The organism is Collinsella sp. BIOML-A6 (assembly GCF_009875845.1).
Classification (GTDB): Bacteria; Actinomycetota; Coriobacteriia; order Coriobacteriales; family Coriobacteriaceae; genus Collinsella; species Collinsella aerofaciens_H.
Map to the genome: position 1 here is coordinate 34,344 of NZ_WWSL01000003.1, position 22,031 is coordinate 56,374.

At 61.8% G+C, this 22,031-nt stretch carries 26 protein-coding genes and 2 pseudogenes; 1 reads left to right on the forward strand and 27 read right to left on the reverse strand.

What is annotated here, in order from left to right; translation table 11 throughout:
* Positions 1-2: 2 nt before the first annotated feature.
* From GT495_RS01500 to GT495_RS01520, 5 genes are all read right to left on the reverse strand, one after another.
* Positions 3-788: a PTS sugar transporter subunit IIC gene (locus GT495_RS01500; protein WP_055287014.1), complete on the reverse strand. Its 786-nt coding sequence runs from the start codon at positions 786-788 to the stop codon at positions 3-5.
* Positions 789-797: 9 nt separating this feature from the next.
* A complete protein-coding gene (locus GT495_RS01505; protein ID WP_055287016.1) occupies positions 798-1,271 on the reverse strand; it encodes a PTS sugar transporter subunit IIB in 474 nt (157 codons plus the stop codon).
* A gap of 123 nt (positions 1,272-1,394) precedes the next feature.
* Positions 1,395-3,020, reverse strand: coding sequence for a PRD domain-containing protein (locus GT495_RS01510; RefSeq protein WP_161161198.1), 1,626 nt, complete (start codon positions 3,018-3,020; stop codon positions 1,395-1,397).
* On the reverse strand, positions 2,962-4,134 hold the full coding sequence (locus GT495_RS01515) for a sigma 54-interacting transcriptional regulator (RefSeq protein ID WP_161161199.1): 1,173 nt from the start codon (positions 4,132-4,134) through the stop codon (positions 2,962-2,964). Before GT495_RS01515 ends, GT495_RS01510 begins: the two co-directional genes overlap by 59 nt.
* A 141-nt stretch (positions 4,135-4,275) precedes the next feature.
* Positions 4,276-4,812, reverse strand: a complete 537-nt coding sequence (locus GT495_RS01520) for a hypothetical protein (RefSeq protein ID WP_370457558.1) — start codon at positions 4,810-4,812, stop codon at positions 4,276-4,278.
* A gap of 202 nt (positions 4,813-5,014) precedes the next feature.
* Here GT495_RS01520 and GT495_RS10800 point away from each other — a divergent pair.
* A pseudogene (locus GT495_RS10800) lies at positions 5,015-5,134 on the forward strand (IS3 family transposase); the annotation flags it as partial.
* A 770-nt stretch (positions 5,135-5,904) separates the two neighbouring features.
* On the opposite strand, the gene rplX reads toward GT495_RS10800, so the two are convergent.
* The 22 genes and pseudogenes from rplX to fabK all read right to left on the reverse strand — a co-directional run bounded on the left by rplX (position 5,905) and on the right by fabK (position 22,031).
* Positions 5,905-6,210, reverse strand: coding sequence for a 50S ribosomal protein L24 (rplX, locus tag GT495_RS01530; RefSeq protein WP_161161201.1), 306 nt, complete (start codon positions 6,208-6,210; stop codon positions 5,905-5,907).
* A gap of 13 nt (positions 6,211-6,223) precedes the next feature.
* Complete coding sequence (gene rplN / locus GT495_RS01535; protein ID WP_161161202.1) at positions 6,224-6,592, reverse strand: 50S ribosomal protein L14; 369 nt, start codon at positions 6,590-6,592, stop codon at positions 6,224-6,226.
* Positions 6,593-6,709: 117 nt separating this feature from the next.
* Positions 6,710-6,970, reverse strand: coding sequence for a 30S ribosomal protein S17 (rpsQ, locus tag GT495_RS01540; RefSeq protein ID WP_152073488.1), 261 nt, complete (start codon positions 6,968-6,970; stop codon positions 6,710-6,712).
* 16 nt (positions 6,971-6,986) lie between these two features.
* Positions 6,987-7,202 carry a 50S ribosomal protein L29 gene (gene rpmC / locus GT495_RS01545; protein ID WP_006235039.1) on the reverse strand — a complete coding sequence of 72 codons (216 nt, stop codon included), beginning with the start codon at positions 7,200-7,202 and terminating at the stop codon, positions 6,987-6,989.
* 107 nt (positions 7,203-7,309) lie between these two features.
* Positions 7,310-7,705 (reverse strand): annotated as a pseudogene (gene rplP / locus GT495_RS01550) (50S ribosomal protein L16); the annotation flags it as partial.
* A complete protein-coding gene (rpsC, locus tag GT495_RS01555; RefSeq protein WP_006235037.1) occupies positions 7,705-8,415 on the reverse strand; it encodes a 30S ribosomal protein S3 in 711 nt (236 codons plus the stop codon). The gene rpsC and the pseudogene rplP, both read right to left, overlap by 1 nt.
* Before the next feature lie 6 nt (positions 8,416-8,421).
* Positions 8,422-8,793, reverse strand: coding sequence for a 50S ribosomal protein L22 (gene rplV, locus GT495_RS01560; protein ID WP_006235036.1), 372 nt, complete (start codon positions 8,791-8,793; stop codon positions 8,422-8,424).
* A 14-nt stretch (positions 8,794-8,807) separates the two neighbouring features.
* Entirely contained in the window at positions 8,808-9,068 is a 261-nt protein-coding gene (gene rpsS / locus GT495_RS01565; RefSeq protein ID WP_006235035.1) for a 30S ribosomal protein S19, read from the reverse strand.
* A gap of 32 nt (positions 9,069-9,100) precedes the next feature.
* Positions 9,101-9,931, reverse strand: coding sequence for a 50S ribosomal protein L2 (gene rplB / locus GT495_RS01570; RefSeq protein WP_117583062.1), 831 nt, complete (start codon positions 9,929-9,931; stop codon positions 9,101-9,103).
* 179 nt (positions 9,932-10,110) lie between these two features.
* Positions 10,111-10,398, reverse strand: coding sequence for a 50S ribosomal protein L23 (rplW, locus tag GT495_RS01575; RefSeq protein ID WP_161161203.1), 288 nt, complete (start codon positions 10,396-10,398; stop codon positions 10,111-10,113).
* The gene (gene rplD / locus GT495_RS01580; RefSeq protein WP_006235032.1) at positions 10,399-11,025 is read right to left on the reverse strand and encodes a 50S ribosomal protein L4; all 627 of its coding nucleotides are present in this window, start codon (positions 11,023-11,025) and stop codon (positions 10,399-10,401) included. It abuts the gene before it with no gap.
* A gap of 46 nt (positions 11,026-11,071) precedes the next feature.
* Positions 11,072-11,692 carry a 50S ribosomal protein L3 gene (rplC, locus tag GT495_RS01585; protein WP_035137484.1) on the reverse strand — a complete coding sequence of 207 codons (621 nt, stop codon included), beginning with the start codon at positions 11,690-11,692 and terminating at the stop codon, positions 11,072-11,074.
* Positions 11,693-12,141: 449 nt separating this feature from the next.
* A complete protein-coding gene (locus GT495_RS01590) occupies positions 12,142-12,768 on the reverse strand; it encodes a histidine phosphatase family protein (protein ID WP_161161204.1) in 627 nt (208 codons plus the stop codon).
* Positions 12,769-12,808: 40 nt separating this feature from the next.
* Positions 12,809-13,963 carry a cation diffusion facilitator family transporter gene (locus GT495_RS01595; RefSeq protein WP_192924093.1) on the reverse strand — a complete coding sequence of 385 codons (1,155 nt, stop codon included), beginning with the start codon at positions 13,961-13,963 and terminating at the stop codon, positions 12,809-12,811.
* Positions 13,964-14,104: 141 nt separating this feature from the next.
* Positions 14,105-15,829: an acetyl-CoA carboxylase, carboxyltransferase subunit beta gene (gene accD / locus GT495_RS01600; protein ID WP_161161206.1), complete on the reverse strand. Its 1,725-nt coding sequence runs from the start codon at positions 15,827-15,829 to the stop codon at positions 14,105-14,107.
* On the reverse strand, positions 15,816-17,159 hold the full coding sequence (locus tag GT495_RS01605) for an acetyl/propionyl/methylcrotonyl-CoA carboxylase subunit alpha (RefSeq protein ID WP_161161207.1): 1,344 nt from the start codon (positions 17,157-17,159) through the stop codon (positions 15,816-15,818). Before GT495_RS01605 ends, accD begins: the two co-directional genes overlap by 14 nt.
* 10 nt (positions 17,160-17,169) lie before the next feature.
* On the reverse strand, positions 17,170-17,592 hold the full coding sequence (gene fabZ / locus GT495_RS01610; RefSeq protein WP_161161208.1) for a 3-hydroxyacyl-ACP dehydratase FabZ: 423 nt from the start codon (positions 17,590-17,592) through the stop codon (positions 17,170-17,172).
* A 9-nt stretch (positions 17,593-17,601) separates the two neighbouring features.
* Entirely contained in the window at positions 17,602-18,078 is a 477-nt protein-coding gene (gene accB / locus GT495_RS01615) for an acetyl-CoA carboxylase biotin carboxyl carrier protein (protein ID WP_161161209.1), read from the reverse strand.
* Positions 18,079-18,081: 3 nt separating this feature from the next.
* Positions 18,082-19,329 (reverse strand): beta-ketoacyl-ACP synthase II, encoded by a 1,248-nt coding sequence (fabF, locus tag GT495_RS01620; protein WP_161161210.1) that lies wholly within the window; start codon positions 19,327-19,329, stop codon positions 18,082-18,084.
* A gap of 39 nt (positions 19,330-19,368) precedes the next feature.
* Positions 19,369-20,142: a 3-oxoacyl-[acyl-carrier-protein] reductase gene (gene fabG / locus GT495_RS01625; RefSeq protein WP_161161211.1), complete on the reverse strand. Its 774-nt coding sequence runs from the start codon at positions 20,140-20,142 to the stop codon at positions 19,369-19,371.
* A gap of 30 nt (positions 20,143-20,172) precedes the next feature.
* Positions 20,173-21,099, reverse strand: a complete 927-nt coding sequence (locus GT495_RS01630; protein ID WP_161161212.1) for an ACP S-malonyltransferase — start codon at positions 21,097-21,099, stop codon at positions 20,173-20,175.
* Positions 21,087-22,031: an enoyl-[acyl-carrier-protein] reductase FabK gene (fabK, locus tag GT495_RS01635; RefSeq protein WP_161161213.1), complete on the reverse strand. Its 945-nt coding sequence runs from the start codon at positions 22,029-22,031 to the stop codon at positions 21,087-21,089. The genes GT495_RS01630 and fabK overlap by 13 nt, the downstream gene beginning before the upstream one ends.

Below are 22,031 nucleotides of genomic sequence, written 5' to 3' on the forward strand. Positions count from 1 at the left end.
GGTTACTCATCCTCTCCGATGAAGGCGTCTGCGGAAGCGTGGGCGGCGAGCTCGGTGTCCCTCTCGGCACGCTGGTAGAACGCGATCGCGAGGGCAACGCCGACGATGGCGGCGCCGATGATGGGCACGTTCAGGAAGGCCGAGAGGAAGAAGCCGACGAGCAGGTACTGGAAGTACTTGCCGGTGGGCATGTAGCGGAGCAGCATGGCGATACCGATGGCCGGGAGCATCTTGCCGGCGAGGGTGAGGCCGGAGAGGAACCACTGAGGCATGACCTCGAGGAGCCAGTTGACGGCGGGCTGGCCGAGCGTCACGGAGACAAAGACGGGCAGGGCGGCGCACAGGCCGAAGAGCGCGGGGCAGACCCACAGGATGGCGTTCATCTGATTGAACTTACCCTCGTTGCAGAACTTCTGGGACTTCTCGACGACGAAGCCGTTGAGGATCTTGACGATGACGTCGAGCTGGATGCCGAGCATGCCGACCGGCAGGCCGATGGCGAGGCCCGTGTCCGCGCCCAGGGTCACGCCGTAGGCGGTGGCGATGATGGCCATCGTGCCGTAGTCGGGAATCGACGAGCCGCCGAAGCCCGCGACGCCGAGCTGCATGAGCTGGATGGTGCCGCCGATGACGAGGCCGGTCTGCCAGTCGCCCATGACGACGCCGGTGATAAGGCCCCAGAAGACGGCATAGTTGACGAAGATCATCGGGATGCCGTAGTAGTCCACGTGCTTGATGAAGGCCAGCAGGGTCAAAAGGACGACCTGCAGGATAGTGAAGTTGACCATGATCCCTCCTTAGATGAGGTCGGCGACGGAGACGGGCTTGTCGGCGGGCACGAACTGTGCCGTCACCTTGACGCCGCGGGCGATGAGCGCCTTGTAGCTCTGGACGTTCTCGGCGGAGGCATAGGCGCGCTGGGTGAGCTGGACGCCGCCCTCCTTGACGAGCGAGCCGCCGACGATCAGCGACGGGAGCTCGATGCCCGACTCGACCAGGTGAAGGATCGTCTCGGGCTCCTTGGCGATGACAAAGACCTTCTCGCGGTCGTACTTGCCCGCCGCGAAGTTCTTGAGCGCGGTCTGCTCGGAGATGATCGAGACGGCCATGCCCGCGGGGCGCGCCATCCTCATAGTGGACTTCAGGACCTCGTCGCCGGCGACCTTGTCGTCGATGACCATGACTCGGGTCGCGCCCGACACCGGGGCCCACTGCGTCACGATGATGCCGTGAAGCAGGCGATTGTCGATTCGTGCCATAACAACACTCATGTTTGCTCCTATCAAATGAAGTTTTACGTTCGGTACTGCCTCGGCGCTATCCGGATTCGCGCCGGGCAAGGGGTTATCGGATTATTGAGGACGCGCAGTCAGCTTGCGGCGGCGCGGGGAAGGTCACTCGTCGAGCAGGAGGTCCGAGGAGCCGAGGCGCTCTTCTCGCGCCGGGGCGGCGCTCACGCTTATGTAGTCGAAGACATATGCGATCTCGCTTACGGGAACCTCTACGCGATAGCGCGTCGAGATGCTCGAGAAGCTCTGCCTGAAGGACTCGATGAAATCGGCACGCTCCTCCTCGAAGCGGTCCTGGCCAACGTAGGTCTCAATGGGGTTTCTGGTAACAAGGCGCTCGACGAGACAGCAGAGGTGGACGTAGAGCCCAATGATGGCGTTGCTGCCGATCTTCTCGCCTGTCCTGCGCTGAAGCTCGTGCACGGCGCTCTCGATCTCGTGGAATAGCCGCTCCGGGTCGAGGATGGTGATGGAGCGGATGACGTTCTGCAGCGTCATGTTCGAGAGCAGCTTCTCGTGGAAAGAAGAGAGCTCGGAAGCGTCAAGCCACCTGCCGAACACGGCATCAACCTTAGAGGCGGACGCCGTCGACATGATGTCCTCGAGGGCGACGAAGGGGACGGAGGCGACCCCGGGGTCTCCCGTGCCGATGACGGCGCAGACGCGGTGCTCGGAGAAAACGGCGTCATTCGACCCGTTCGCGACGAGCTGCTTGAAGGGCCTCGTGAGCAGGCGCGCGCCTATGGTGCGCGGGAGGCTCTGCGAGACGAGCTGGCGTATCCTCTCCGCGGCGTCGACCCCGGACTCGGAGCAGAAGACGATGGCGTCCTCACGGTTGATGCGCTCGATCACCTTGCAGTGCGTCACGCACGCGGCGGTCGCATCGCCAAGAACCTCGGCGATGGACTTGCCGCCGAGCAGCCCGACCCCGATCTCGAGCGCAAGACCGGTAGAGACGTTGTTCACCACGCCGATAGTGGAGTCGGTAACGTTCTCGAGGGCCTTATAGGCCTCCTCCAAGGAGCCCATGTCGACGAGGAACACGACCCCGGTGCAGTAGGAATGGCGGTCGACGAGGCGCTGGAGCGGACCGACGATGTCCTTCAGCTGCTGGTCGTAGGGCATGTCGACAGCCTCGTACACATGCATGCCGAGCATACGGTTCGCCGCGTCGGCGATGCTCGTCGCCGTTGAGTAGCCGTGGGACAAGATGACGCAGAGCGTCCGAAGGGCCTTCGCATCGCGAGACTCCGATGCGACGCACAGCGTCAGAAGCGTCTTCGTGAAGTGATCGAGCGAGATTCCCAGCGCCCCTTCCACGTCTGCGGCGACCTGATCGGAGACGCTCGAGGCAAACGGTAATTCGGAGGTCACGGCACCGAGGAGATGGGAGATTTGCTCCGCACAGGCAGACTTTCGCTTAGCCAGGCCGATGCCCGGCCACAACTGCAGGCAAATCTCCTGGGCCAGTAGAAAAGCGACCTTCCTCGAAAGCTCGATGCCATAAGAAGAGCCTGCGTCGGCAAGGACCGCGCCCACGATGCGCTCGAAGGCGCGCGACCTCGAGGAGGTAACGCCGCGGCCGAAGATCAAGTGATCCTCAACGCCGCGCACAGCGGAGACAGCTTGCGAGACGAGCTCGGAGACAGAGAGCTCCCCGGCGCAGAATCGCTCATCGAGAGAGCACAGGGCATCGAGCGCCTGCTCGATGCCCTGTGCTCTCGGCGGCATCCAGGGACGCGTCGATCAGAACGCCATCGTCGGGCTGTTGATCGATCTGCGCGGAGGAGAGGAGCCCGCTGGGAAGAAGATACGGGCGAACGACGACGTAGTCGCCCTCGCGATTGAGGAACGCTTTGGCGCAGCAGTTCGTCACGCAGGCGCGCAAGCCGGCGATGTTATCGGAAAAGTCCGCGTTCACGAGGCAACGGTATGCGCCGCGGCTGATCTTCACATCAGAACCGATTCGGCACCCCTCGCTGCGCAGGAAGCTCAAGATGAGATCCTCGCGCTCCTCGGGGGTCCGCTCCTTGAGTGAGGGGACGCGGGCACAGATGGGCATTTTGCTGTAGGCCGAGGAAACCTTCAGGTCATCGGCGGAAAGCGTCGTCGAAAGAACGAGGCGAGCGCGCGGCGCATCCTGGGAGGCATCGAGCCCGAGGGCCGTCGCAAGGCAGTGCTCCATCGCAGAGGGAGAGAGTGCCTCGATGCCGTTGACAAAAACCACACCCCCGCGCGATTTCGCGATCGACTCGTCAAGAAGCCCGTTGAACGAGGCGGCGTCCGGGACCCCGGCGCAGTCGATGCGCACATAGGAGGAGTCGCGGGACAGCAAGCCCTGGTTCTTGCCGTACTCGTACACAAGGCGAGAAAGGAAAGACTTACCGACACCCACGCCGCCGCTCAAGAGGATGGGTAGGCCAAACGGAGGGTACTGAACCGCAGCCTTGCACTGCTCGACAACGGAGCTGAGGCTCAGGTCGAAGCCCACGGCACGCGCGAAGTCGCGGTGATCGGCGATTCCCGTCGCCTGGATGAGGTCGGCGAGCGAGGCGTACTCGCTTGCAGAGAGCTTTACCTGAAAACGCTTCTGGAACGCGCGGCGATGAAAATAACGGACAGGCCTGCCCGCCACCTTAACCACAAGGCCGGCGCGAACAAGGTCGTTGAGGTACTGGCTCGCCAGGCTCCTGGAGATGATGAGCGTCTCGGCGATGTCGGAGGTGGACAGACGGGCAAGGTCGTCGAGCGAGACGGCAGAGGTGAGGGCCTCGAGATGCTCGAGAATCCTGTCCCTCATGTCGACGGGCTTCTTTGCCAAGCTGTCCTGTGCGGTCTTGTCCATGACTTCTTACCTCCTTGTACAAGGAGTATAAGGGGAACACAGAGAACGGAAGGGGGCGCGTGGGGGAATCAACAGCCCCGAGGAGAAGTTCACCACTTGAGGGGCAGAAAACAACGGCCATTGAACATTCAGGGCCGACGCTCAACACTTCGGCTCGACACTTCGCTTTGGAAAGGGCCCGGCGCGCCGGGGTCCCAACATAAAGAAGGGCCCCGGCGCGCAGGGCCTAAAGCTTAACCATGCGCGCGGCGATGCGGGCGAAGTCGCAGGCGGCCTTCTTCTCGAAAGTGTTGTAGTCACGACCCGGCCCTCGGCGCAGGGCTTGTCGCTGATGGCGCGCACGACGACGAGGGGCACGCCGTTGAGATAAGCGGCCTGCGCGATGGTGCAGCCCTCCATCTCGCAGCACAGGTCGCCGAAGGTCGCGAGGATTCGCTCCTTCTGTTCCGCGGGCGAGACGAACTGGTCGCCGGAGACGACGCGGCCCTTGAGGACCTTAATGTCGGGGGCGACGGCGGCCGCGGCGGCGCACGCCGCCAGCAAGGGCCGGAACGGATCGCGCAAGATCAAGGCGTCGCCCGGGAGGTCCGTGTTACCGTCAGCCGGCGCCGCGTCTGCCGCATCATGAGGGAGAACGGCCTGGCCGGCGCATACGGCAGGAAGAGGTTCAAGGTGCACCCCGGGGCGGTCAACGAGGCCGACGTGTCGAACGTCGTCGCGCGCGGCTTCGGCGGCAGGGCGCCGTGCACCCATATATGCAGCGACTTGGCCTGCGTGCGCGTCGGGGCGTCGTGGAACTACGTCTGCCTGCTCGTCGACCTCTGCAACAGGGAGATCGTCGGCCACTCCGAAGGACTGAGGAGGGACGCGCGAGCTCCGAGCCAAGCTCTTGGATTACGTGCACTGGTACAACAACTTCAGGATCCACTCGACGCTGGGCTACATGTCGCCGGTCGAGTTCAGGGAGGCGGGGCCGTCCCTCCCGGAATCGTCCAAATAAGTGTTGCCAATCCATAGCCAATCCAGCCATCATCTTCGCGAAGGCGGACGTCAGGAAAAGCTCGGCTTGAGCTCGGTCGGACGCGGTCTGTGGGGCATCATTCAGGCTCAGGGGGTCTCCTTGTCTTCTTCGGTCGCAACCTGAATGATAGGGACGGCCCCTTCTCTCTTTCCCCTTCGTTTTCGACGCGTCACCCTCTCGGCGGGCTTAAGGCCCGCGCTCGCGGGTGCAGGGGCTACGCCCAAACCCCAAAAACGTAACGCCGTGCTCGAAGCGTTTCCGGACGTCAGCGTAATCTCAAATCCCGTTCGTCAACTCATGGGCAAGCCACCTGAGACTACTCATTTCTCCTACTGGCAATGAAGACCTGCGACCTGCAGTTTTGCAAACTGCTTGAAAGCCACCTGCGTTGATTCACTTCCTATTGCAGCTGGCGGCTTGCACGCGAAAAGGCATTTAAGTTTCAAAACGGGCGTTTTCGGCGCTATCGAGCCTCCAAAGGCATCCCGCCGCGCCCTTTGGGACAAAAACAAAAACTCAAAGCCCTGAGTTCGAAAATAGTTTTTGGAGTTGTCCCGACTTTTGTCCCCGAAGCCGACGAAACGCGACAGGGTGTCACCTGGCGGCACTCGATTCGAGACGGCACCGAAAACTGGATGCAACCGGAATGACAGGACGGCAGAACCGAAGCCATCGAGTAGGGATAGAAAAAGGCCCGGGTGCCATGGGGGCATCCGGGCCTTTGCTAGCAACTTGATGTTGCGGGCAGCTTAGAACTTGTGGCCGCACTTCTTGCAGACGCGCAGCTTGTTCTTGCCGTCCTTCTCGCGACCGACGCGGGTAACCTTACCGCACTCGGGGCAAACGAGATTGACGTTGGAGGCATCAATGGGAGCCTCCTGAGAAACGATGCCGCCCTGCTGGTTGGCAGCGTTGGGCTTAACGGCCTTCTTGACGACCGAAACGCCTTCGACAACGACCTTGTTCTCGGCGGGGAGAGCACGCAGGATAACGCCCTGCTTGCCGCGATCCTTACCAGAGAGAACCTGGACCTTATCGCCCTTCTTGATATACATATATCTCCCCTAACTACAGGGTCTCGGGAGCGAGCGAGACGATCTTCATGTACTTCTTGTCACGAAGCTCGCGAGCGACGGGCCCGAAGATACGGGTGCCGACGGGCGAACCATCGTTGTTGATGACAACGCAGGCGTTCTCATCAAAGCGAATGTAGGAGCCATCCTTGCGGCGGATCTCCTTAACGGTGCGAACGACGACGCAACGGACAACGTCCTTCTTCTTGACGTCGGCGCCAGGGGTAGCCTCCTGGACAGCACCGATGAACACATCGCCGATGCCTGCATAACGACGCTTGGAACCGCCAAGCACCTTGATGCAGCGAATCTTGCGAGCGCCGGAGTTGTCGGCGACGTTCAGCATGGTTTGCATCTGAATCATGGTAGATGTTCCTCCGAACTAAGAACCGAAGAGAGGTGCGCAGCCTTTATACGGCCGTGGTATGCAAGCCAGGCATACGCACATCTTCGGAAACGTACAAGTCGTAAGAGCGACTGCTTATTTAGCGCGCTCGACGACCTCGATGAGGCGCCAACGCTTCATCTTGGACATAGGACGGGTCTCCATAACGCGGACGGTATCGCCCACGCCAGCCGTGCACTCCTCGTCGTGAGCGTGCAGCTTCTTGGAGCTGGTCATCATCTTGCCGTACTTGGCGTGACGCTTGCGCTCGGTGACGGTGACAACGATGGTCTTGGCACCGGAGACGGAGGTAACGACACCCGTACGGACCTTACGCGAGTTACGCGAATCAGTCATGTTCTCTCCTTAGGTCCTACTCGGCGACAGCGGACTTCTCCGCTGCGATCTCGCGGGCGCGCTGCTCCGTGAGGACGCGAGCGATGTCCTTCTTCACGGTGTTGACGCGAGCGGTGTTGTCCAGCTGGCTGGTGGCCATCTGGAAACGAAGGTTAAAGAGCTCGGCGCGCATTTCCTTCAGCTTCTCAACGAGCTGAGCGTCCGAGAGCTCACGAATCTCTGCGGGCTTCATTAGTTCTCCTCCTTGGCGGCGGTGGCGTCCTCAGCAGCCCACTTGGCCTCGAGAGCGGCCTCCTCAGCCATTTCCTTCTCGATGCGCTGCTCAGCGTTCTTGGCAACCACAATCTTGGTCTTGATGGGGAGCTTGTGCTGAGCAAGACGCAGAGCCTCGCGAGCGACCTCCTCGGGCACGCCCTTGACCTCGAACATGATGCGGCCGGGCTTGACGACGGCCACCCACTCCTCGGGGTTACCCTTACCAGAACCCATGCGAGTCTCAGCAGGCTTCTTGGTGATGGGCTTATCGGGGAAGATCGTGATGTACACACGACCGCCACGCTTCATGTAGCGGGTCATGGCAATACGAGCGGCCTCGATCTGACGGTTGGTGATCCAATGGGCCTCGAGAGCCTGGATACCAAACTCGCCGAAATGCAGCTCGGTATTACCCTTGGCCTGGCCCTTCATGGAGCCACGCTGCACCTTGCGGTGAAGAATACGCTTAGGGGCAAGCACTACTGACCCCTCCTCTCGGAGTTACGACGACGAGGACGGGAAGAGCCCTCGAGTGCAGGGTTGGGAACAGGCTGGCCCGGGAGCTTCTCGCCCAGGTAGATCCAGACCTTCACGCCGCAAGCGCCCATGGTGGTGCTGGCGACAGCCGTGCCGTAGTCGATCTTGGCACGGAGGGTGTGCAGAGGCACGCGACCCTCGCGGTACCACTCACGACGGCCCATCTCGGCACCGCCGAGACGACCGGAGCACTGGATACGGATGCCCTTAGCGCCGGCCTTGCGGGCGGACTGGACAGCCTTGCGCATAGCGCGACGGAAGGCAACGCGGCCCTCGAGCTGCTCAGCAATGGACTGAGCAACGAGGTTGGCGTCGAGCTCGGGGCGCTTGATCTCGACAACGTCGACGGAGAGCTGGCCCTTGGAGACGCCAGCGACCTTCTCGAGCTCGGTGCGGAGGGTATCGATCTCGGCACCCTTCTTACCGATGACAACGCCGGGGCGAGCGGTGAGGATGATGACCTTCACCTTGTCGCCAGCGCGCTCGATCTCGACGCGGGAGACAGCTGCGCGGGAAAGACGCTTCTCGAGGTACTTGCGGATCTCGAGATCGTTACCGAGGGTCTTAGCGTAATCCTTCTCTGCGAACCAGCGGGAGCGCCAGTTCTCGGTGATGCCAAGACGGAAGCCGGTGGGGTAGACTTTCTGACCCATACAGCTTTACGCCTCCTTTCGAGGAGCAACGACGACGGTGATGTGGGAAGTGCGCTTCAGAATACGAGAAGCGGAACCCTTGGCGCGGGGACGGATGCGCTTAAGCGTCGGACCCTCGTCAACATAGGCAGCGGCGACAACCAGGTTGTCGGCACGCAGACCGTTGTTGTTCTCGGCGTTCGCAACGGCGGAACGGAGAACCTTCTCGACATCCACGGCGACGGCGCGGTCGCAGAAGTGGAGGATGTCGAAGGCCTGAGCGACAGGCTTGCGGCGGATTAGATCGACCACCAGGCGGGCCTTGCTGGGGGAAACACGCACGTACTTAGCGACGGCGCGAACCTCGGTGGCCTCAGTTTCAATAGACTTAGTTGCCATTTACGGTTAACCCCCTATTTGGCCTTGTGGCCACGGAACGTACGAGTCGGCGCGAACTCGCCGAGCTTGTGACCAACCATGGACTCGGTAACATACACGGGCACATGCTTGCGGCCGTCGTGGACGGCGATGGTGTGACCAACCATCTCGGGGAAGATGGTGGACGCGCGGGACCAGGTCTTCACGACGTCCTTCTTGCCAGCCTCGTTCATCGCGGTGATACGCGAGAGAAGGCGAGTCTCCACGAACGGGCCCTTTTTGAGACTTCTGCTCATAAGTGCTTTCTCCTAAAACTCGGTATCCGAAATTACTTCTTACGGCGACGAATGATGTGCTGGTTCGAGACCTTCTTCTTCTTGCGCGTACGAAGGCCCTTCGTCGGCTTACCCCAGGGGGTAACAGAGGGACGACCAGAGGTGTGGTTCTTGCCCTCGCCACCGCCGTGCGGGTGGTCGACAGGGTTCATGACGGTACCGCGGACGGTCGGGCGCACGTTCATGTGACGCTTACGGCCGGCCTTGCCGATGACGATGTTGGCGTGATCGGCGTTGCCGACCTCACCGACGGTGGCGCGGCAGGTAACGAGGATGCGGCGCATCTCGGAGGAAGGCATACGGACGATAGCGTACTTACCCTCCTTACCCATCAGCTGGCAGGAGTTACCGGCGGAACGGGCGATAGCAGCGCCCTTGCCCGGCTGGAACTCGACGGCGTGGATGAGTGTACCGACGGGGATGTCGGCGAGGGGCAGAGCGTTGCCCGGCTTGATGTCGGCGTCAGAACCGGACATGACGGTCTGACCGACCTCGAGGCCCTTGGGGGCCAGGATGTAGCGCTTCTCACCGTCAGCGTAGTGCAGCAGAGCGATGCGAGCGGAACGGTTCGGATCGTACTCGATCGTGGCAACCTTGGCGGGCACGCCGTCCTTGTTGCGCTTGAAGTCGATCACGCGGTAACGACGCTTCACGCCGCCGCCCTGGTGGCGGGTGGTGATGCGGCCGTTGTTGTTACGACCGGCCTTCTTGGGCAGGGGCTCGAGAAGAGACTTCTCGGGCTTGGTGCAGGTGATCTCGGAGAAATCGGAGATCGTCTGCCAACGCCTACCAGCGGAGGTCGGCTTAAGGTGCTTTACAGCCATTACAATCCCTTTCAATAGGAATCCGTTAGCCATCGCAGACAGGGATTCGAGGTTCTGCCTCGGGTGCGATGACACCGGACGTATACACGGTTCCGGGCGTGTCCATTTTATACGCCCAAAACCTTGAGCTCCCGCCTCCCCTAGTTGGGAGGCATGAGCTCACTCAACAGCAGCGAGTCTTAGGCCTGGTTGCCAAAGACCTCGATGGTGTCGCCCTCGGCCAGCGTGACGATGGCCTTCTTCCAAGAACGGGTCTTGCCGGCGACATAGCGCACGCGCTTGGTCTTGGGCTTGACCGTCAGGGTGTTCACGCGAACGACCTTGACGCCGAAGATCTCCTCGACAGCGTCCTTGATCTGATACTTGTTAGCATCCTTGGCGACCTCGAACGTGTACTTGTTCTGCTCCATGCCGGAGAAGGAAAGCTCGGACACGATCGGACGGATGATGATCTCGTGGGCGGTCATTTATGCAAGCACCTCCCCGAAGTGAGCGGCGATGTCGGCGGGCATCAGCACGGCGTTGTTGTTGACGAGATCGTAGGTGTTGGCCTCGTCGGCAGTGATGATGAACGTCTTGGGAATGTTGCGGAACGACAGGTAGGCGTTGACGTCCTCATCGCGAACGATGATGGTCAGACGCTTGCCCTCAAGGCCGAGAGCCTTGAGCATGGCGACGGCAGCCTTGGTGGAAGGCTTCTCGAAGCCGTAGTCGTCGACGAGCACGAGCTCGCCATCGGCCAGCTTGGCGGACAGCGCGGAGCGCATAGCCAGCTTGACCTCCTTGTTGTTCATACGCTTAGCGTAGGAACGGGGCTTGGGGGCGAAGACAACGCCACCGTGACGCCACTGAGCAGCACGGATGGAACCCTGGCGGGCACGGCCGGTGCCCTTCTGACGCCAAGGCTTCTTGCCGCCACCGGAAACCTCAGAGCGACCCTTAGCAGACTGGGTGCCCTGACGCCAAGAGGCCATCTGGCACTTGACGATGTGGTGCATAACGTGGATGTTCGGCTCGATGCCGTACACCTCAGCGGCGAGCTCGGCCTCGGCGACCTTCTTGCCCTCGCTGTTCTTTACTTCAAACTTTGCCATTTAAGTGTTCTCCTTGGTATGACGCTGGGCTAAATGGGCTGGGCCCTTAGGCCATACGGATGGCGACGAGACCATTCTTGGCACCCGGGACAGCGCCCTTGACCAAGATGAGGTTCTGCTCGGCATCGATGCGGACAACGGAAAGGTTCTTGACGGTAACGCGCTCGTTACCCATGTGACCGGCCATCTTGACGCCCTTGAGGACGCGCGCAGGATAGGCGCACTGACCGATAGAACCGGGGTGACGCTGGAAGTGAGAACCATGCGTCATAGGACCGCGGCGCTGACCCCAGCGCTTGATGCGACCCTGGAAGCCCTTACCCTTGGAGGTACCGATGACGTCGACCTTCTCGACATCAGCGAAATCAGCGACGGTGACGACCTCGCCGACCTTGTGCTCCTCGCCGTTCTCGACGCGGACCTCACGAAGGAAGCGGACAGGCTCGACGCCGGCCTTGGCGAAGTGACCAGCCATGGGCTTGTTCACGTTCTTGGCCTTGATGTCGCCGAAACCGATCTGGACGGCGTCATAGCCGTCGGTTGCCTGAGTTTTAACCTGCGAGACAGCGCAGGGGCCAGCCTGGATGACCGTGACGGGAACGACGTTGTCGTCCTCGTCCCAAACCTGGGTCATGCCAATCTTGCGGCCGAGAATCATGCTGATCAAGATATGATCCCAACTCTCGCGTGGTCTTGGGACAATGCGTACACCACCGAGCGTACGCCCCTAGAGGACCACTACTTACACGACGTGCTCCCCAGCCTTGTATTGCGCCCGGACTACCTGACAACCCTATTAAGCAGGCATTTTGTCCAGCCAGAATACTCCCCTGGTTTCACACAGCTGTTTAGTATACACGGCTGCGGGCGTATCCATCGAGATTCATATTTCACTCACATTGTTTACGCAGGTAAAGTGCGTGGACGTCGCCTGGGCTTGGCAGAGGGGCGGTGAAATATATTAAGTTTGCTGCTCTACAGTCCTGCGCAAGACGGAAAGCACATTAAGTGCTTTCCTTTGCGTGCGGAACTCGCGACAAACTTAATATATTTCACCGCCCCTCTGCCAAGCTCGGGAGACGACACGTTGATGCCTGCTTAACTCTGCTCGCTTAGCTAATTACTTTGTTGGGGGTCCACTATTTGCTGAAGAGTGAACTTGCATTGGAGGGGTTCGCCTTCTGCTTGTGGCTTTTGCTCATCGAAATCGAAAATCATGATGGCGCAGTTGGGGAGTTTTGTTGGGAGCTCGAAGCCCTCTGGGGCTGCAGCCTTGATGAATTGGCGGCTGGCGCTGCCGTGGCTTACTGCTAGGAGGGTTTCGGTGTCCTTAGCGCTCATGAGATTGGTGAGGGTGGCCACCATGCGCTCTTGCAGCGCGTGGCTTCCTTCTCCTCCGAATGGGATTAAGTCCTCGCCGGGATCCCAGACGTCGGTGGGCAGCGCGTCGTGGGGGCCTTCTTCGAAGGTGCCATAGCTGCGCTCGATGATGCCTTCGCAGGGCTCGACTGCTGCATCCGGGCCGAGGAGTTCGGTTGCGACGAGACTTGCCGTGTCCATGGCGCGGCCTAAGGGCGAAGAGACCACCTTGTCGGGGACGACGCCGTGGGCTTTGAGCCATGCAGCTGCCGCCCGTGCCTGCTGGCGGCCCAGGTCGGTCAGCGGTGAATCGCAGCGACCCTGGACCAGCTTTTTGACGTTGAATTCTGTCTGACCGTGGCGGAGTAGATAGAGACGTTTCATGCTCTCCCCTTCTGTATAAACTTGCTGTACCGGCGCAGTCCTACTCGTGGGTATGGCCCACGTAGTCTTCGTCGATCGTGATCTTGGCAATCGACTTGGGATATTCGGATTCGACACGTTTCGCCAACGCGCGCTTTAGGTCCTCGGCGCTCATCGCCAAATCCGAGGGTCGAACGCAGTCAAAAATCACATTGGTGTGCGTAGGGCCCGGCACGCAACGCAAATCGTGAATCGAAAGGCGGCCATCGATCTGTTGAGCCATTGCGTTGATGCGCAGGCGCATGCTCGCCACCTTTGGATCGTCGGTCACGATGGGATCGTAATGGAGCGTGACGATCATGCCGTCTTCGTCCCTAAATGCCTTTTCAATGTTGTCAAGCGTGTCATGGCTATCCAGCGGGCTGGTCTCGGCTGCCATCTCGGCGTGAGCGCTTGCGAACTTCCTGCCCGGGCCGTAGTCGTGAACCATCAAATCGTGAACGCCCAAAACGCCGGGGTAGCTCATGATCTTGTCTCGAATGTGCTTGACCAGCTTAGGATCGGGCGCCTGGCCCAAAAGCGGGCTCACCGTATCCTGGATGAGTTCAAAACCGCTCCAGCCAATATAGGCGCCAACGGCAAGTCCAACCCAAGCATCAAGATTGACATGCGCCACCTGGGAAACAATCGCGCACGCCAGCACGGCACCCGTGGCAAGGACATCATTCTTGGAATTCTGCGCGGTCGCATGCATCGTCTCGGACTCAATGCGATCGCCGAGCTTTTGATTGAGGGCCGCCATCCACAGCTTAACGACCATCGAAAGCGCAAGGACCGCCACCAGGGCAAGCGAGAAATCGACAGGCTCGGGGTGGATGACGCGCTCAACCGAGGACTTGATAAGCTCAAGGCCAATCAGCAGCACGAGCGCCGCCACGACCAGACCCGAGAGACACTCGTAGCGGCCATGTCCGTATGGATGTTCGGGGTCTGCCGGCTTGCTCGCCAGCTTAAAGCCAAGCACGCTCACGATGTTTGAGCTTGCGTCGGACAGGTTGTTCATGGCGTCCGCCACAATCGAAACCGATCCCGACAGCACGCCAATTGCACCCTTCGCAGCGCATAGCGCCACATTGGCGAGAATACACACCACGCCCGTCAACGTGCCCACGCGCGCACGATCGCCCTGCGCACGCTTAACAATCCACTCGACCATCTTCATCAGCCCCCACAGTGCTACCTATATATCTATTGCTCAAACGGATTGTAGTGTAGCCACTTTGTCCTCCAGATACAAAAAGGCCGCAACCCACACGGGCCACGGCCTTGGAATGTGCCATGCGGGACTGTCCCCTTGTCACATCGTGCGGTACCGACCGATTGCGCGGTACTTTTCATAGCGGAGGTTTGTGAGGGTCGCGTCGTCGAGCCGGCCAAGCGTATCGAAGGCATCAAATGCCGAGGACATGACGGCACCGACGATCTCCTCATGCGACAGGCCCCTATCGTCGACAATGCCGTCGATAATGCCGAGCGCCAACAGATCGGGAGCCGTGAGCTTCAGCGCCTCGGCGGCCTCATCCGCGCGCTCGGTATCCTTCCACAGGATCGACGCACAGGCCTCGGGGCTCACGACCGAATAGGCCGAGCTCGAGAGCATCAGGATGCGGTCGGCCACGGCCAGCGCCAGCGCGCCACCAGAGCCGCCCTCACCTGTCACCACCGAGACAATCGGCGTCTTAAGGCCGCTCATCTCCATGAGATTCTGGGCAATCGCCTCGCCCTGGCCGCGCTCCTCGGCACCGATGCCGCAAAACGCGCCCGAAGTATCGACCAGGCACAGAACCGGCCGACCAAACTTTTCGGCCTGGCGCATCAGGCGACGTGCCTTGCGGTAGCCCTCGGGATGTGCCATGCCAAAGTTGCGGCGCATACGCTCTTTGGTCGTGGTGCCGCGCTCGATGGCGATGACCGTTACGGGGCGTCCGTCTTTCCAACCAATGCCAGCCACCACAGCGGCGTCGTCGCCAAAGTAACGGTCGCCGTGCAGCTCTACAAATCCATCCAGGCCCAGCGAGATCATCTCGCCTGCCGTGACGCGATCTGCCGAGCGGGTCTGCCTGACAATCTCGAGCGCGGTTTTTGGTGCCGCCGAGCGCTTAAACAAGTGTCCCAGCTTTTTGCCGCGGCGACCCATATGCACGATCTCATGCGGTGCCCCCAGGCTGGGTGCGTGCCCTTCGTGCAGCGCCAGCAGCTCGCCTACCGTGAGCGCAATCTCGCCACGCGGAACAACGGCATCGCAAAAGCCGTGCTCCAGCAAAAACTCGGAACGCTGGAATCCCTTGGGCAGGCGCTTGTGCATGTTCTGCTCGATCACGCGCGGGCCGGCAAATGCCGTCAGGGCATCGGGCTCGGCCAGGATAATGTCGCCCTCCATGGCAAAGCTCGCGGTTACACCTCCGGTCGTGGGATCGGTGAGCACCGTGATATACAGACCGCCCGCCTCGCTGTGGCGCCTAACCGCCGCAGAAATCTTGGCCATCTGCATCAGCGATGTCACGCCCTCTTGCATGCGCGCGCCACCCGAAACGGTAAAGCCGACAACCGGCAATCCCAGCTCGGTCGCACGCTCAAATGTGCGACAGATCTTCTCGCCCACCACGGAACCCATCGAGCCCATCATAAAGTTGGCGTCCATAAAGAAGAGTGCCGTATCGCAGCCGCAGATCTTGCCCCTGCCGCACACAACGGCATCACGCTCACCCGAACGCTCGACCGTGCCCCTGAGCTTATCGGCATAGCCGGGAAACGAGAGGAAGTCCTCCGACGCCAGATTGGCATCCCATTCCTCAAACGTGCCCTCGTCGACCGTCATGCGCATGCGCGCGCGACCGCTCACGCGAAAGTGTTTGCCGCAACGGGGGCACACCTCGAGGTTGTCGTGCAGGCGTGCCTCGTCAATCACACGGCGGCACTCCGGGCACTTGATAAACACGTGGCGCGCGGGAAACTCGGCGCATGACTCGGTCATCGGCCCCTCAAGAACATTGACCGCCTTCGCTTTTCTATTCATCAGCATAGAGATGCCCCATCAGATCGGTGTGATACATGCCCGACAAGAACTCGTCGTTTGCCAGTACGTCGAGCTGAAGCTCGCTGTTCTCGCTCACGCCCTCGATCACGAGCTCGCCCAGAGCCGAGCGCATCTTGCGAATGGCGCCGTCGCGCGTGGGCGCACACACGATGAGCTTGCCGAGCATGGAGTCGTAGTACGGCGGAACGTTCGCGCCGGTAAACATGGCGGAATCCCAACGCACGCGCGGACCGCCCGGCACACGCAACGCGGTGACCGTTCCGCATGACGGCAGAAAGTCCGGCGTTTCGGCATTGATGCGGCACTCCATGGCGTGGTTGCGGACCGGCATGTCCTCCTGCTCAAAGGGCAGAGGCTGGCCGGCTGCCACACGCAGCTGCCACTTGACCAAGTCGGTATCGGTCACAAACTCCGTAACCGGATGCTCAACCTGCAAGCGCGTGTTCATTTCCATAAAGTAGAAATTGCCGTCATCTGAGTATAGAAACTCAATGGTGCCGGCGCCCTCATAGCCAACGGCACGAGCCAGGTCGCGCGCGGCCTTGTGGATGCGCGCGCGAATATCATCACGTCCGTCGAGGCACGGCGCGGGGCTCTCCTCGATGAGCTTTTGGTTGCGGCGCTGCACCGAGCACTCGCGCTCGCCGAGCGAAAACACATGGCCCTGCTTATCGGCCATAATCTGCACCTCGACGTGATGCGCCGGCGCGACGAACTTCTCCATGTAGCACTCGCCGTCGCCAAAAACGGCCTCGCCCTCGGCGCGCGCTTCAATAAAGGCCTTTGCCGCGTCTTCCACGCGCTCGACCTTGCGAATGCCGCGACCGCCACCGCCCGCACGCGCCTTGATGAGCACGGGGCAGCCGATGCGCTCGGCCTCGGCCGTCGCCTCCTCGGGGCTTTTGAGCAAATCGCAGCCCGGAACGATGGGCACGCCCGCCGCGGCAGCCGTTCTACGTGCGGCGTCCTTGTCACCCATGCTGTCGATGACCTCGGCCGAGGGACCGACAAACGCCAGACCGTACTTGTCGCAGTCGCGCACGAAGCTCGCCTTCTCGGAAAAGAAACCGTAGCCAGGATGGATCGCCTTTGCCCCCGACTTCACGGCACAGGTGAGCACGGCATCGTCGTTGAGGTAGCTCTCGGCAAGACGCGGGCCTCCGATGCAATACGCCTCGTCGGCAAGCTGCACGTGTAGCGCGTCCGCATCGGCCGTGGAGTAGACGGCGACGGTCTTGATGCCCATATCGCGGCACGCGCGGATAACACGGACCGCGACTTCGCCGCGGTTGGCGATGAGCACTTTGTCGAACATGAAGCCTTCCTTAACTTTCGTGCACGAGTGCAAAAGACATATCGGCGCGGCAGCACACCTCACCGTTGACGCTCGCAGTACCCGTCGCAAAGCGAAACGGCCCGCGCGCACGCGTGATGGAGCACACCAGATCCACCGTGTCGCCCGGGCGCACCGGACGCTTAAAACGCACCTTGTCCAGGCTCGTATAGAACGGCGTCGCGCCGCGCGCCTCCTCATCGCCCATCAGCAGCACGCAGCAGTTCTGGGCGAGCATCTCGCACTGGATCACGCCGGGGACGACCGGGTTTCCCGGAAAATGCCCCTGCAAAAAGTACTCGTCGCCCGTAATCGTGATCTTGCCGCGGGCCTCGTCGCCCACCAGCTCGGCTTCGTCGAGCAATAGCATCGGCTCGCGATGCGGTAACAGCTTCTTGAGCTCTTCTTTGTTCATGGATATCACCTATCCGATTCTCATAAGACAGCTGCCGAACTCCACGAGGTCGCCGTCGGCCACGCAGATCTCGAGCACCTCGCCATCCGCCTCTGCCGTCACCTCGTTGAGAACCTTCATGGCCTCGATGATGCAGAGGGTCTCGCCGGCTTTGACCTTGGAGCCCACGCGCACAAACGGCTCGTCGCCCGGCGCCGGGGCAGCATAGAAAACGCCGACCATGGGAGCGGTCACCTCGGTGCCCTTGGGCTCCGGCGCGGCGTCAGGTGTCTGCGTGGCGGGTTCCGGTGCGGCGGCAGGCATAGCGACAGGAGCCACTGCCGGGGCAGTCACGGCACTCGGCATGGGCATGGGCACGGCAACCGGCTGTGCGGTGCTCGCGCGCTCGAGTTCGACCGCGGTGCCATCGGGCTCCTCAACACGCACGCGCGTAAGGCCGCGGTCCTCCATCACATCGGCGATCTCGGCAAGTCTTTTGGAATCCATGCTCTAGCTCCTTGCATATCTACGCAGCGCGATGGCGGCGTTGTGCCCGCCAAAGCCCAGGTTGGTCGAAAGCGCCCAGGTAAGGTCGGCGCGAACCGCGCGATTAGGCGTGTAATCAAGATCGCAGGCGGGATCGGGCGTGTGGTAGTTAATGGTCGGCGGCACCACGCCCTGCTCGAGCGCCATGGCACAGGCCATGACCTCGATGGCACCCGTAGCACCGATCATGTGGCCGGTCATCGACTTGGTCGACGAGACATGCGCGGCGCGTGCCGCGTCCTCGCCGAGTGCCCGCTTAATGCCCGCCGTCTCGGACGAATCGTTGAGTTTAGTCGAGGTGCCGTGAGCGTTGATGTAGAGGCCCTCGGAAGGCTTGACGTCGCCCTCGGCCACCGCCAGCGATATCGCACGGGCAATGCCGGCAGCCTCGGGATCGGGGCTCGTGATGTGATAGGCATCATCGGTGTTGCCGTAGCCCACGACCTCGGCATAAATGTGCGCACCGCGCGCCTGCGCATGTTCCATGATCTCGAGTACCAGCACGCAGGCGCCCTCGCCCATCACAAAGCCGTCGCGATTCGCATCGAACGGACGGCATGCCGTCGACGGGTCAGGATTAGTGGTGAGTGCACGGCAGGACGTAAAGCCCGCAACGGCATCGGGGATGATGGCCGCCTCGGCACCGCCGGCGAGAATCGCATCGGCATAGCCGTGCTTGATAGCGCGGAACGCCTCGCCCACCGCATGGGCAGACGTCGCGCAGGCGGTCACCACGGGCAGGGTCGGTCCCTTTGCCTTGTGGCGGATCGCGATGTTGCCCGAAGCCATATTGGGGATCATCATCGCAATCATATAGGGCGATGCACGGCGAGGCCCTCGATCGGCGATCGTGTGGACGTTGTCGACGAGTGTCTGCATGCCGCCCACGCCTGAACCCACGTAAACGCCCAGGCGCTCGCGATCGATGGCGCCTTCGACATCAAAGCCCGCATCGTGCATGGCCTCGTCCGACGCCGCCAGTGCAAACTGAACGCAGGGGTCCAGGTGCTTGGCGTCATGCTTGCCAAAGTAGTCGTTGCCGTCAAAGCCCTTGACCTCGGCCGCCACCTTAACGGCGAATGCATCCGTATCGAAGTGCGTAATCGGGCCGATGCCACAGGTCCCGGCACACATGGCCGCCCAGGTGGCAAGCGCCGTGTTGCCGAGCGGCGATACGGCACCGATGCCGGTGATTGCAACTCTCTGTTCCATCTTGGTCTCCTCATTCAAGCCGTTCTTCGGCCCTGGTTTCTACATCGCCATTCCGCCGTCGACACGCACGACCTCACCCGTAATGTAGGCAGCCGCATCGCTCGCCAAAAAGCGCACCACGCCGGCCACTTCCTCGGGGCGCGCCATGCGCCTCAGGGGAATCTGCTCCTCGCACGCCGTGCGCACCTTCTCCGAGAGCTTTGCCGTCATATCGGTCTCGACAAACCCGGGGGCGACCGCGTTCACTCGTACGCCGCGGGGCGCAAGCTCGCGCGCCACCGCCTTGGTAAGCCCTATCACGCCCGCCTTGGAGGCAGCGTAGTTGGCCTGCCCGGCGTTGCCCATCAGGCCCACGACCGAGCTCATGTTGACGACGCAACCACCGCGCTGGCGCATAAAGGTCTTGGTAAGCGCACGCGTCATATTGAACGTGCCCTTGAGATTGACATCGAGCACGCGGTCGAAGGCGTCATCGCCCATACGCATGAGCAGGCCATCGCGGGTGATGCCGGCGTTGTTGACGAGCGCCCAGATCGAGCCGAAGTCGTTGAGGATCGTCTCCACGCACGCGTTGACGGCATCGGGGTCGGCCACGTCACATTGATATGCGCGCGCCGTGGCGCCAGCCGCCTCGCAGGCTTCGCATGTCTCGCGCGCCGCATCGACGCTGCCGGCATAGACGACGGCGATATCGTAGCCATCCTCCGCCAGGCCCACGGCACAAGCGCGACCGATACCGCGCGAACCGCCCGTGACCAGCACCGCGCGACGCGAGACGTTGCGCTCGAGCGCGCCGTTGTTCAAATTGCCCATGTCGTTCCTTTCGGGTTACAGCCCTGTGGACTATGCGAGCTCGTCGGCAATAGCTGCGACCTGCTCGGCCGTCTCGCACGAATACACGCGGACGTCGCTCAATGTACGCTTGACCAAGCCGGACAGCGTTTTGCCGGGGCCGACCTCAATAAACGTGTCGATGCCTTGATCCTGCAGAGCATGCAGCGTGTCGACCCAGCGTACGGCATGGCTCACCTGGTTGCCCAGCACCTCCGATGCCGCCTGCGGGTCGGCCGGATAGGGCACCGCCGTCATATTTGCCATAACAGGAATGAGCAACGGGGACGGCGCGTGACCGGCCTCGATATATGCAGCAAGGCCACAGGTCGCCTCGGCCATATAGGGGCTATGGAATGCACCCGACACCGAGACCTTCATGGCGCGACCGCCAGCCTCTTTCACCAGGACGTCGAGGGTCCGCAACGCATCGGGCGCTCCGGCCACAACCGTCTGCTGCGGGCTGTTGTAGTTGACCGGCCAGCAGTCCTCGCCGGCCTGTTTTGCCAAGCCCTCGACCTGCGCCGCATCGAGTTTGATGACGGCGCGCATGCCGCCGGGGTGACGCTCGGCCGCCGTGGCCATCAACGCCGCGCGCTCACACACGAGCTCAAAACCCGCTCGCGTATCGAATGCCCCCGCAAAGGTGAGTGCAGCGACCTCGCCCAGCGAGAATCCCGCACAGGCGGCAGGTACCACGCCGCGCTCGCGCAGGGCGACGGCGACAGCCAAGTCGTGCACGAACACGCAAGGCTGCGTGTTCTCGGTCTGCGAGAGCTCCTCCTTGGAGGCGCTCCGGCACTGTCTGCTCGTCCCCGGGCGCACCTCATCGGCAATGGCGAACACCTCGGCAGCCGCCGGCGATGCTTCGATGAGGTCGACGCCCATCGCGGGATGCTGGGCACCCTGACCAGCAAACAGAAACGCTACGCCACCCATGCGGACGCACCCTTCAGGACATGCTCGGCGCCATCGACCAGATCGTCAACGATTTCGCGTGCGCTCTGGCGTTCGTTGACCATGCCGGCAATCTGTCCGCACAAATACGAACCCTCTTCGTAATTACCGTCCCTTGCGGCCTTGCGAAGTGCGCCCGTGCCCATGGCCCCAAGCTCCTCGGGGCTTGCGCCCTCCGCCTCACTTTTAGCGTAGGCTTTGGTGAAGGGGCTCTTGAGGGCGCGAACCGGATGTCCCGTCGAACGGCCAGTCGCGCGCGTCGACGTGTCGCCTGCCTTGAGCACCAGCTCCTTGTACTGCTCCGATACGGTGCACTCGTTTGCGACCAGAAAGCGTGTTCCCACCTGGACGCCGGCAGCGCCGAGCATCAAGGCGGCCGCCACACCGCGGCCATCGGCGATACCGCCAGCCGCAACCACGGGGATATCGACCGCATCGACAACCTGCGGGACAAGCGCCATCGTCGAGGTCTCGCCAATATGGCCGCCTGATTCGGTGCCCTCGGCAACCACGGCAGTGGCTCCGCGACGCGCCACGAGACGCGCCAGCGCCACCGAGGCAACGACCGGGATGACCTTGATGCCCGCCTCGTTCCACGCCTTCATGTACTTGGTGGGATTGCCGGCGCCGGTCACCACAACGGGCACCCGCTCATCAATCACCACTTGTGCGACCTCGTCGACAAACGGGCTCATGAGCATAACGTTGACGCCAAAGGGCATATCCGTCTTGGCGCGCAGCTCGTGAATCTGATCGCGCAGCCAGTTGGCATCGGCATTCATGGCCGCGATAATGCCTAAGCCGCCTGCCTCGGACACGGCCGATGCCAGCGAGGCGTCGGCAATCCAGGCCATGCCACCCTGGAACACGGGTTTTTCGATACCGAGCAGATCGCAGAGAGGAGACTTGAGCAT

What these genes read in the sequence shown, in the direction of transcription:
- GT495_RS01500 (WP_055287014.1), bottom strand. Translation starts at nt 788, where the DNA reads ATGGTCAACTTCACTATCCTGCAGGTCGTCCTTTTGACCCTGCTGGCC.
- GT495_RS01505 (WP_055287016.1), bottom strand. Translation starts at nt 1,271, where the DNA reads ATGAGTGTTGTTATGGCACGAATCGACAATCGCCTGCTTCACGGCATC.
- GT495_RS01510 (WP_161161198.1), bottom strand. Translation starts at nt 3,020, where the DNA reads ATGCCGCCGAGAGCACAGGGCATCGAGCAGGCGCTCGATGCCCTGTGC.
- GT495_RS01515 (WP_161161199.1), bottom strand. Translation starts at nt 4,134, where the DNA reads ATGGACAAGACCGCACAGGACAGCTTGGCAAAGAAGCCCGTCGACATG.
- rplX (WP_161161201.1), bottom strand. Translation starts at nt 6,210, where the DNA reads ATGTATATCAAGAAGGGCGATAAGGTCCAGGTTCTCTCTGGTAAGGAT.
- rplN (WP_161161202.1), bottom strand. Translation starts at nt 6,592, where the DNA reads ATGATTCAGATGCAAACCATGCTGAACGTCGCCGACAACTCCGGCGCT.
- rpsQ (WP_152073488.1), bottom strand. Translation starts at nt 6,970, where the DNA reads ATGACTGATTCGCGTAACTCGCGTAAGGTCCGTACGGGTGTCGTTACC.
- rpmC (WP_006235039.1), bottom strand. Translation starts at nt 7,202, where the DNA reads ATGAAGCCCGCAGAGATTCGTGAGCTCTCGGACGCTCAGCTCGTTGAG.
- rpsC (WP_006235037.1), bottom strand. Translation starts at nt 8,415, where the DNA reads ATGGGTCAGAAAGTCTACCCCACCGGCTTCCGTCTTGGCATCACCGAG.
- rplV (WP_006235036.1), bottom strand. Translation starts at nt 8,793, where the DNA reads ATGGCAACTAAGTCTATTGAAACTGAGGCCACCGAGGTTCGCGCCGTC.
- rpsS (WP_006235035.1), bottom strand. Translation starts at nt 9,068, where the DNA reads ATGAGCAGAAGTCTCAAAAAGGGCCCGTTCGTGGAGACTCGCCTTCTC.
- rplB (WP_117583062.1), bottom strand. Translation starts at nt 9,931, where the DNA reads ATGGCTGTAAAGCACCTTAAGCCGACCTCCGCTGGTAGGCGTTGGCAG.
- rplW (WP_161161203.1), bottom strand. Translation starts at nt 10,398, where the DNA reads ATGACCGCCCACGAGATCATCATCCGTCCGATCGTGTCCGAGCTTTCC.
- rplD (WP_006235032.1), bottom strand. Translation starts at nt 11,025, where the DNA reads ATGGCAAAGTTTGAAGTAAAGAACAGCGAGGGCAAGAAGGTCGCCGAG.
- GT495_RS01590 (WP_161161204.1), bottom strand. Translation starts at nt 12,768, where the DNA reads ATGAAACGTCTCTATCTACTCCGCCACGGTCAGACAGAATTCAACGTC.
- GT495_RS01595 (WP_192924093.1), bottom strand. Translation starts at nt 13,963, where the DNA reads ATGGTCGAGTGGATTGTTAAGCGTGCGCAGGGCGATCGTGCGCGCGTG.
- accD (WP_161161206.1), bottom strand. Translation starts at nt 15,829, where the DNA reads ATGCTGATGAATAGAAAAGCGAAGGCGGTCAATGTTCTTGAGGGGCCG.
- GT495_RS01605 (WP_161161207.1), bottom strand. Translation starts at nt 17,159, where the DNA reads ATGTTCGACAAAGTGCTCATCGCCAACCGCGGCGAAGTCGCGGTCCGT.
- fabZ (WP_161161208.1), bottom strand. Translation starts at nt 17,592, where the DNA reads ATGAACAAAGAAGAGCTCAAGAAGCTGTTACCGCATCGCGAGCCGATG.
- accB (WP_161161209.1), bottom strand. Translation starts at nt 18,078, where the DNA reads ATGGATTCCAAAAGACTTGCCGAGATCGCCGATGTGATGGAGGACCGC.
- fabF (WP_161161210.1), bottom strand. Translation starts at nt 19,329, where the DNA reads ATGGAACAGAGAGTTGCAATCACCGGCATCGGTGCCGTATCGCCGCTC.
- fabG (WP_161161211.1), bottom strand. Translation starts at nt 20,142, where the DNA reads ATGGGCAATTTGAACAACGGCGCGCTCGAGCGCAACGTCTCGCGTCGC.
- GT495_RS01630 (WP_161161212.1), bottom strand. Translation starts at nt 21,099, where the DNA reads ATGGGTGGCGTAGCGTTTCTGTTTGCTGGTCAGGGTGCCCAGCATCCC.
- fabK (WP_161161213.1), bottom strand. Translation starts at nt 22,031, where the DNA reads ATGCTCAAGTCTCCTCTCTGCGATCTGCTCGGTATCGAAAAACCCGTG.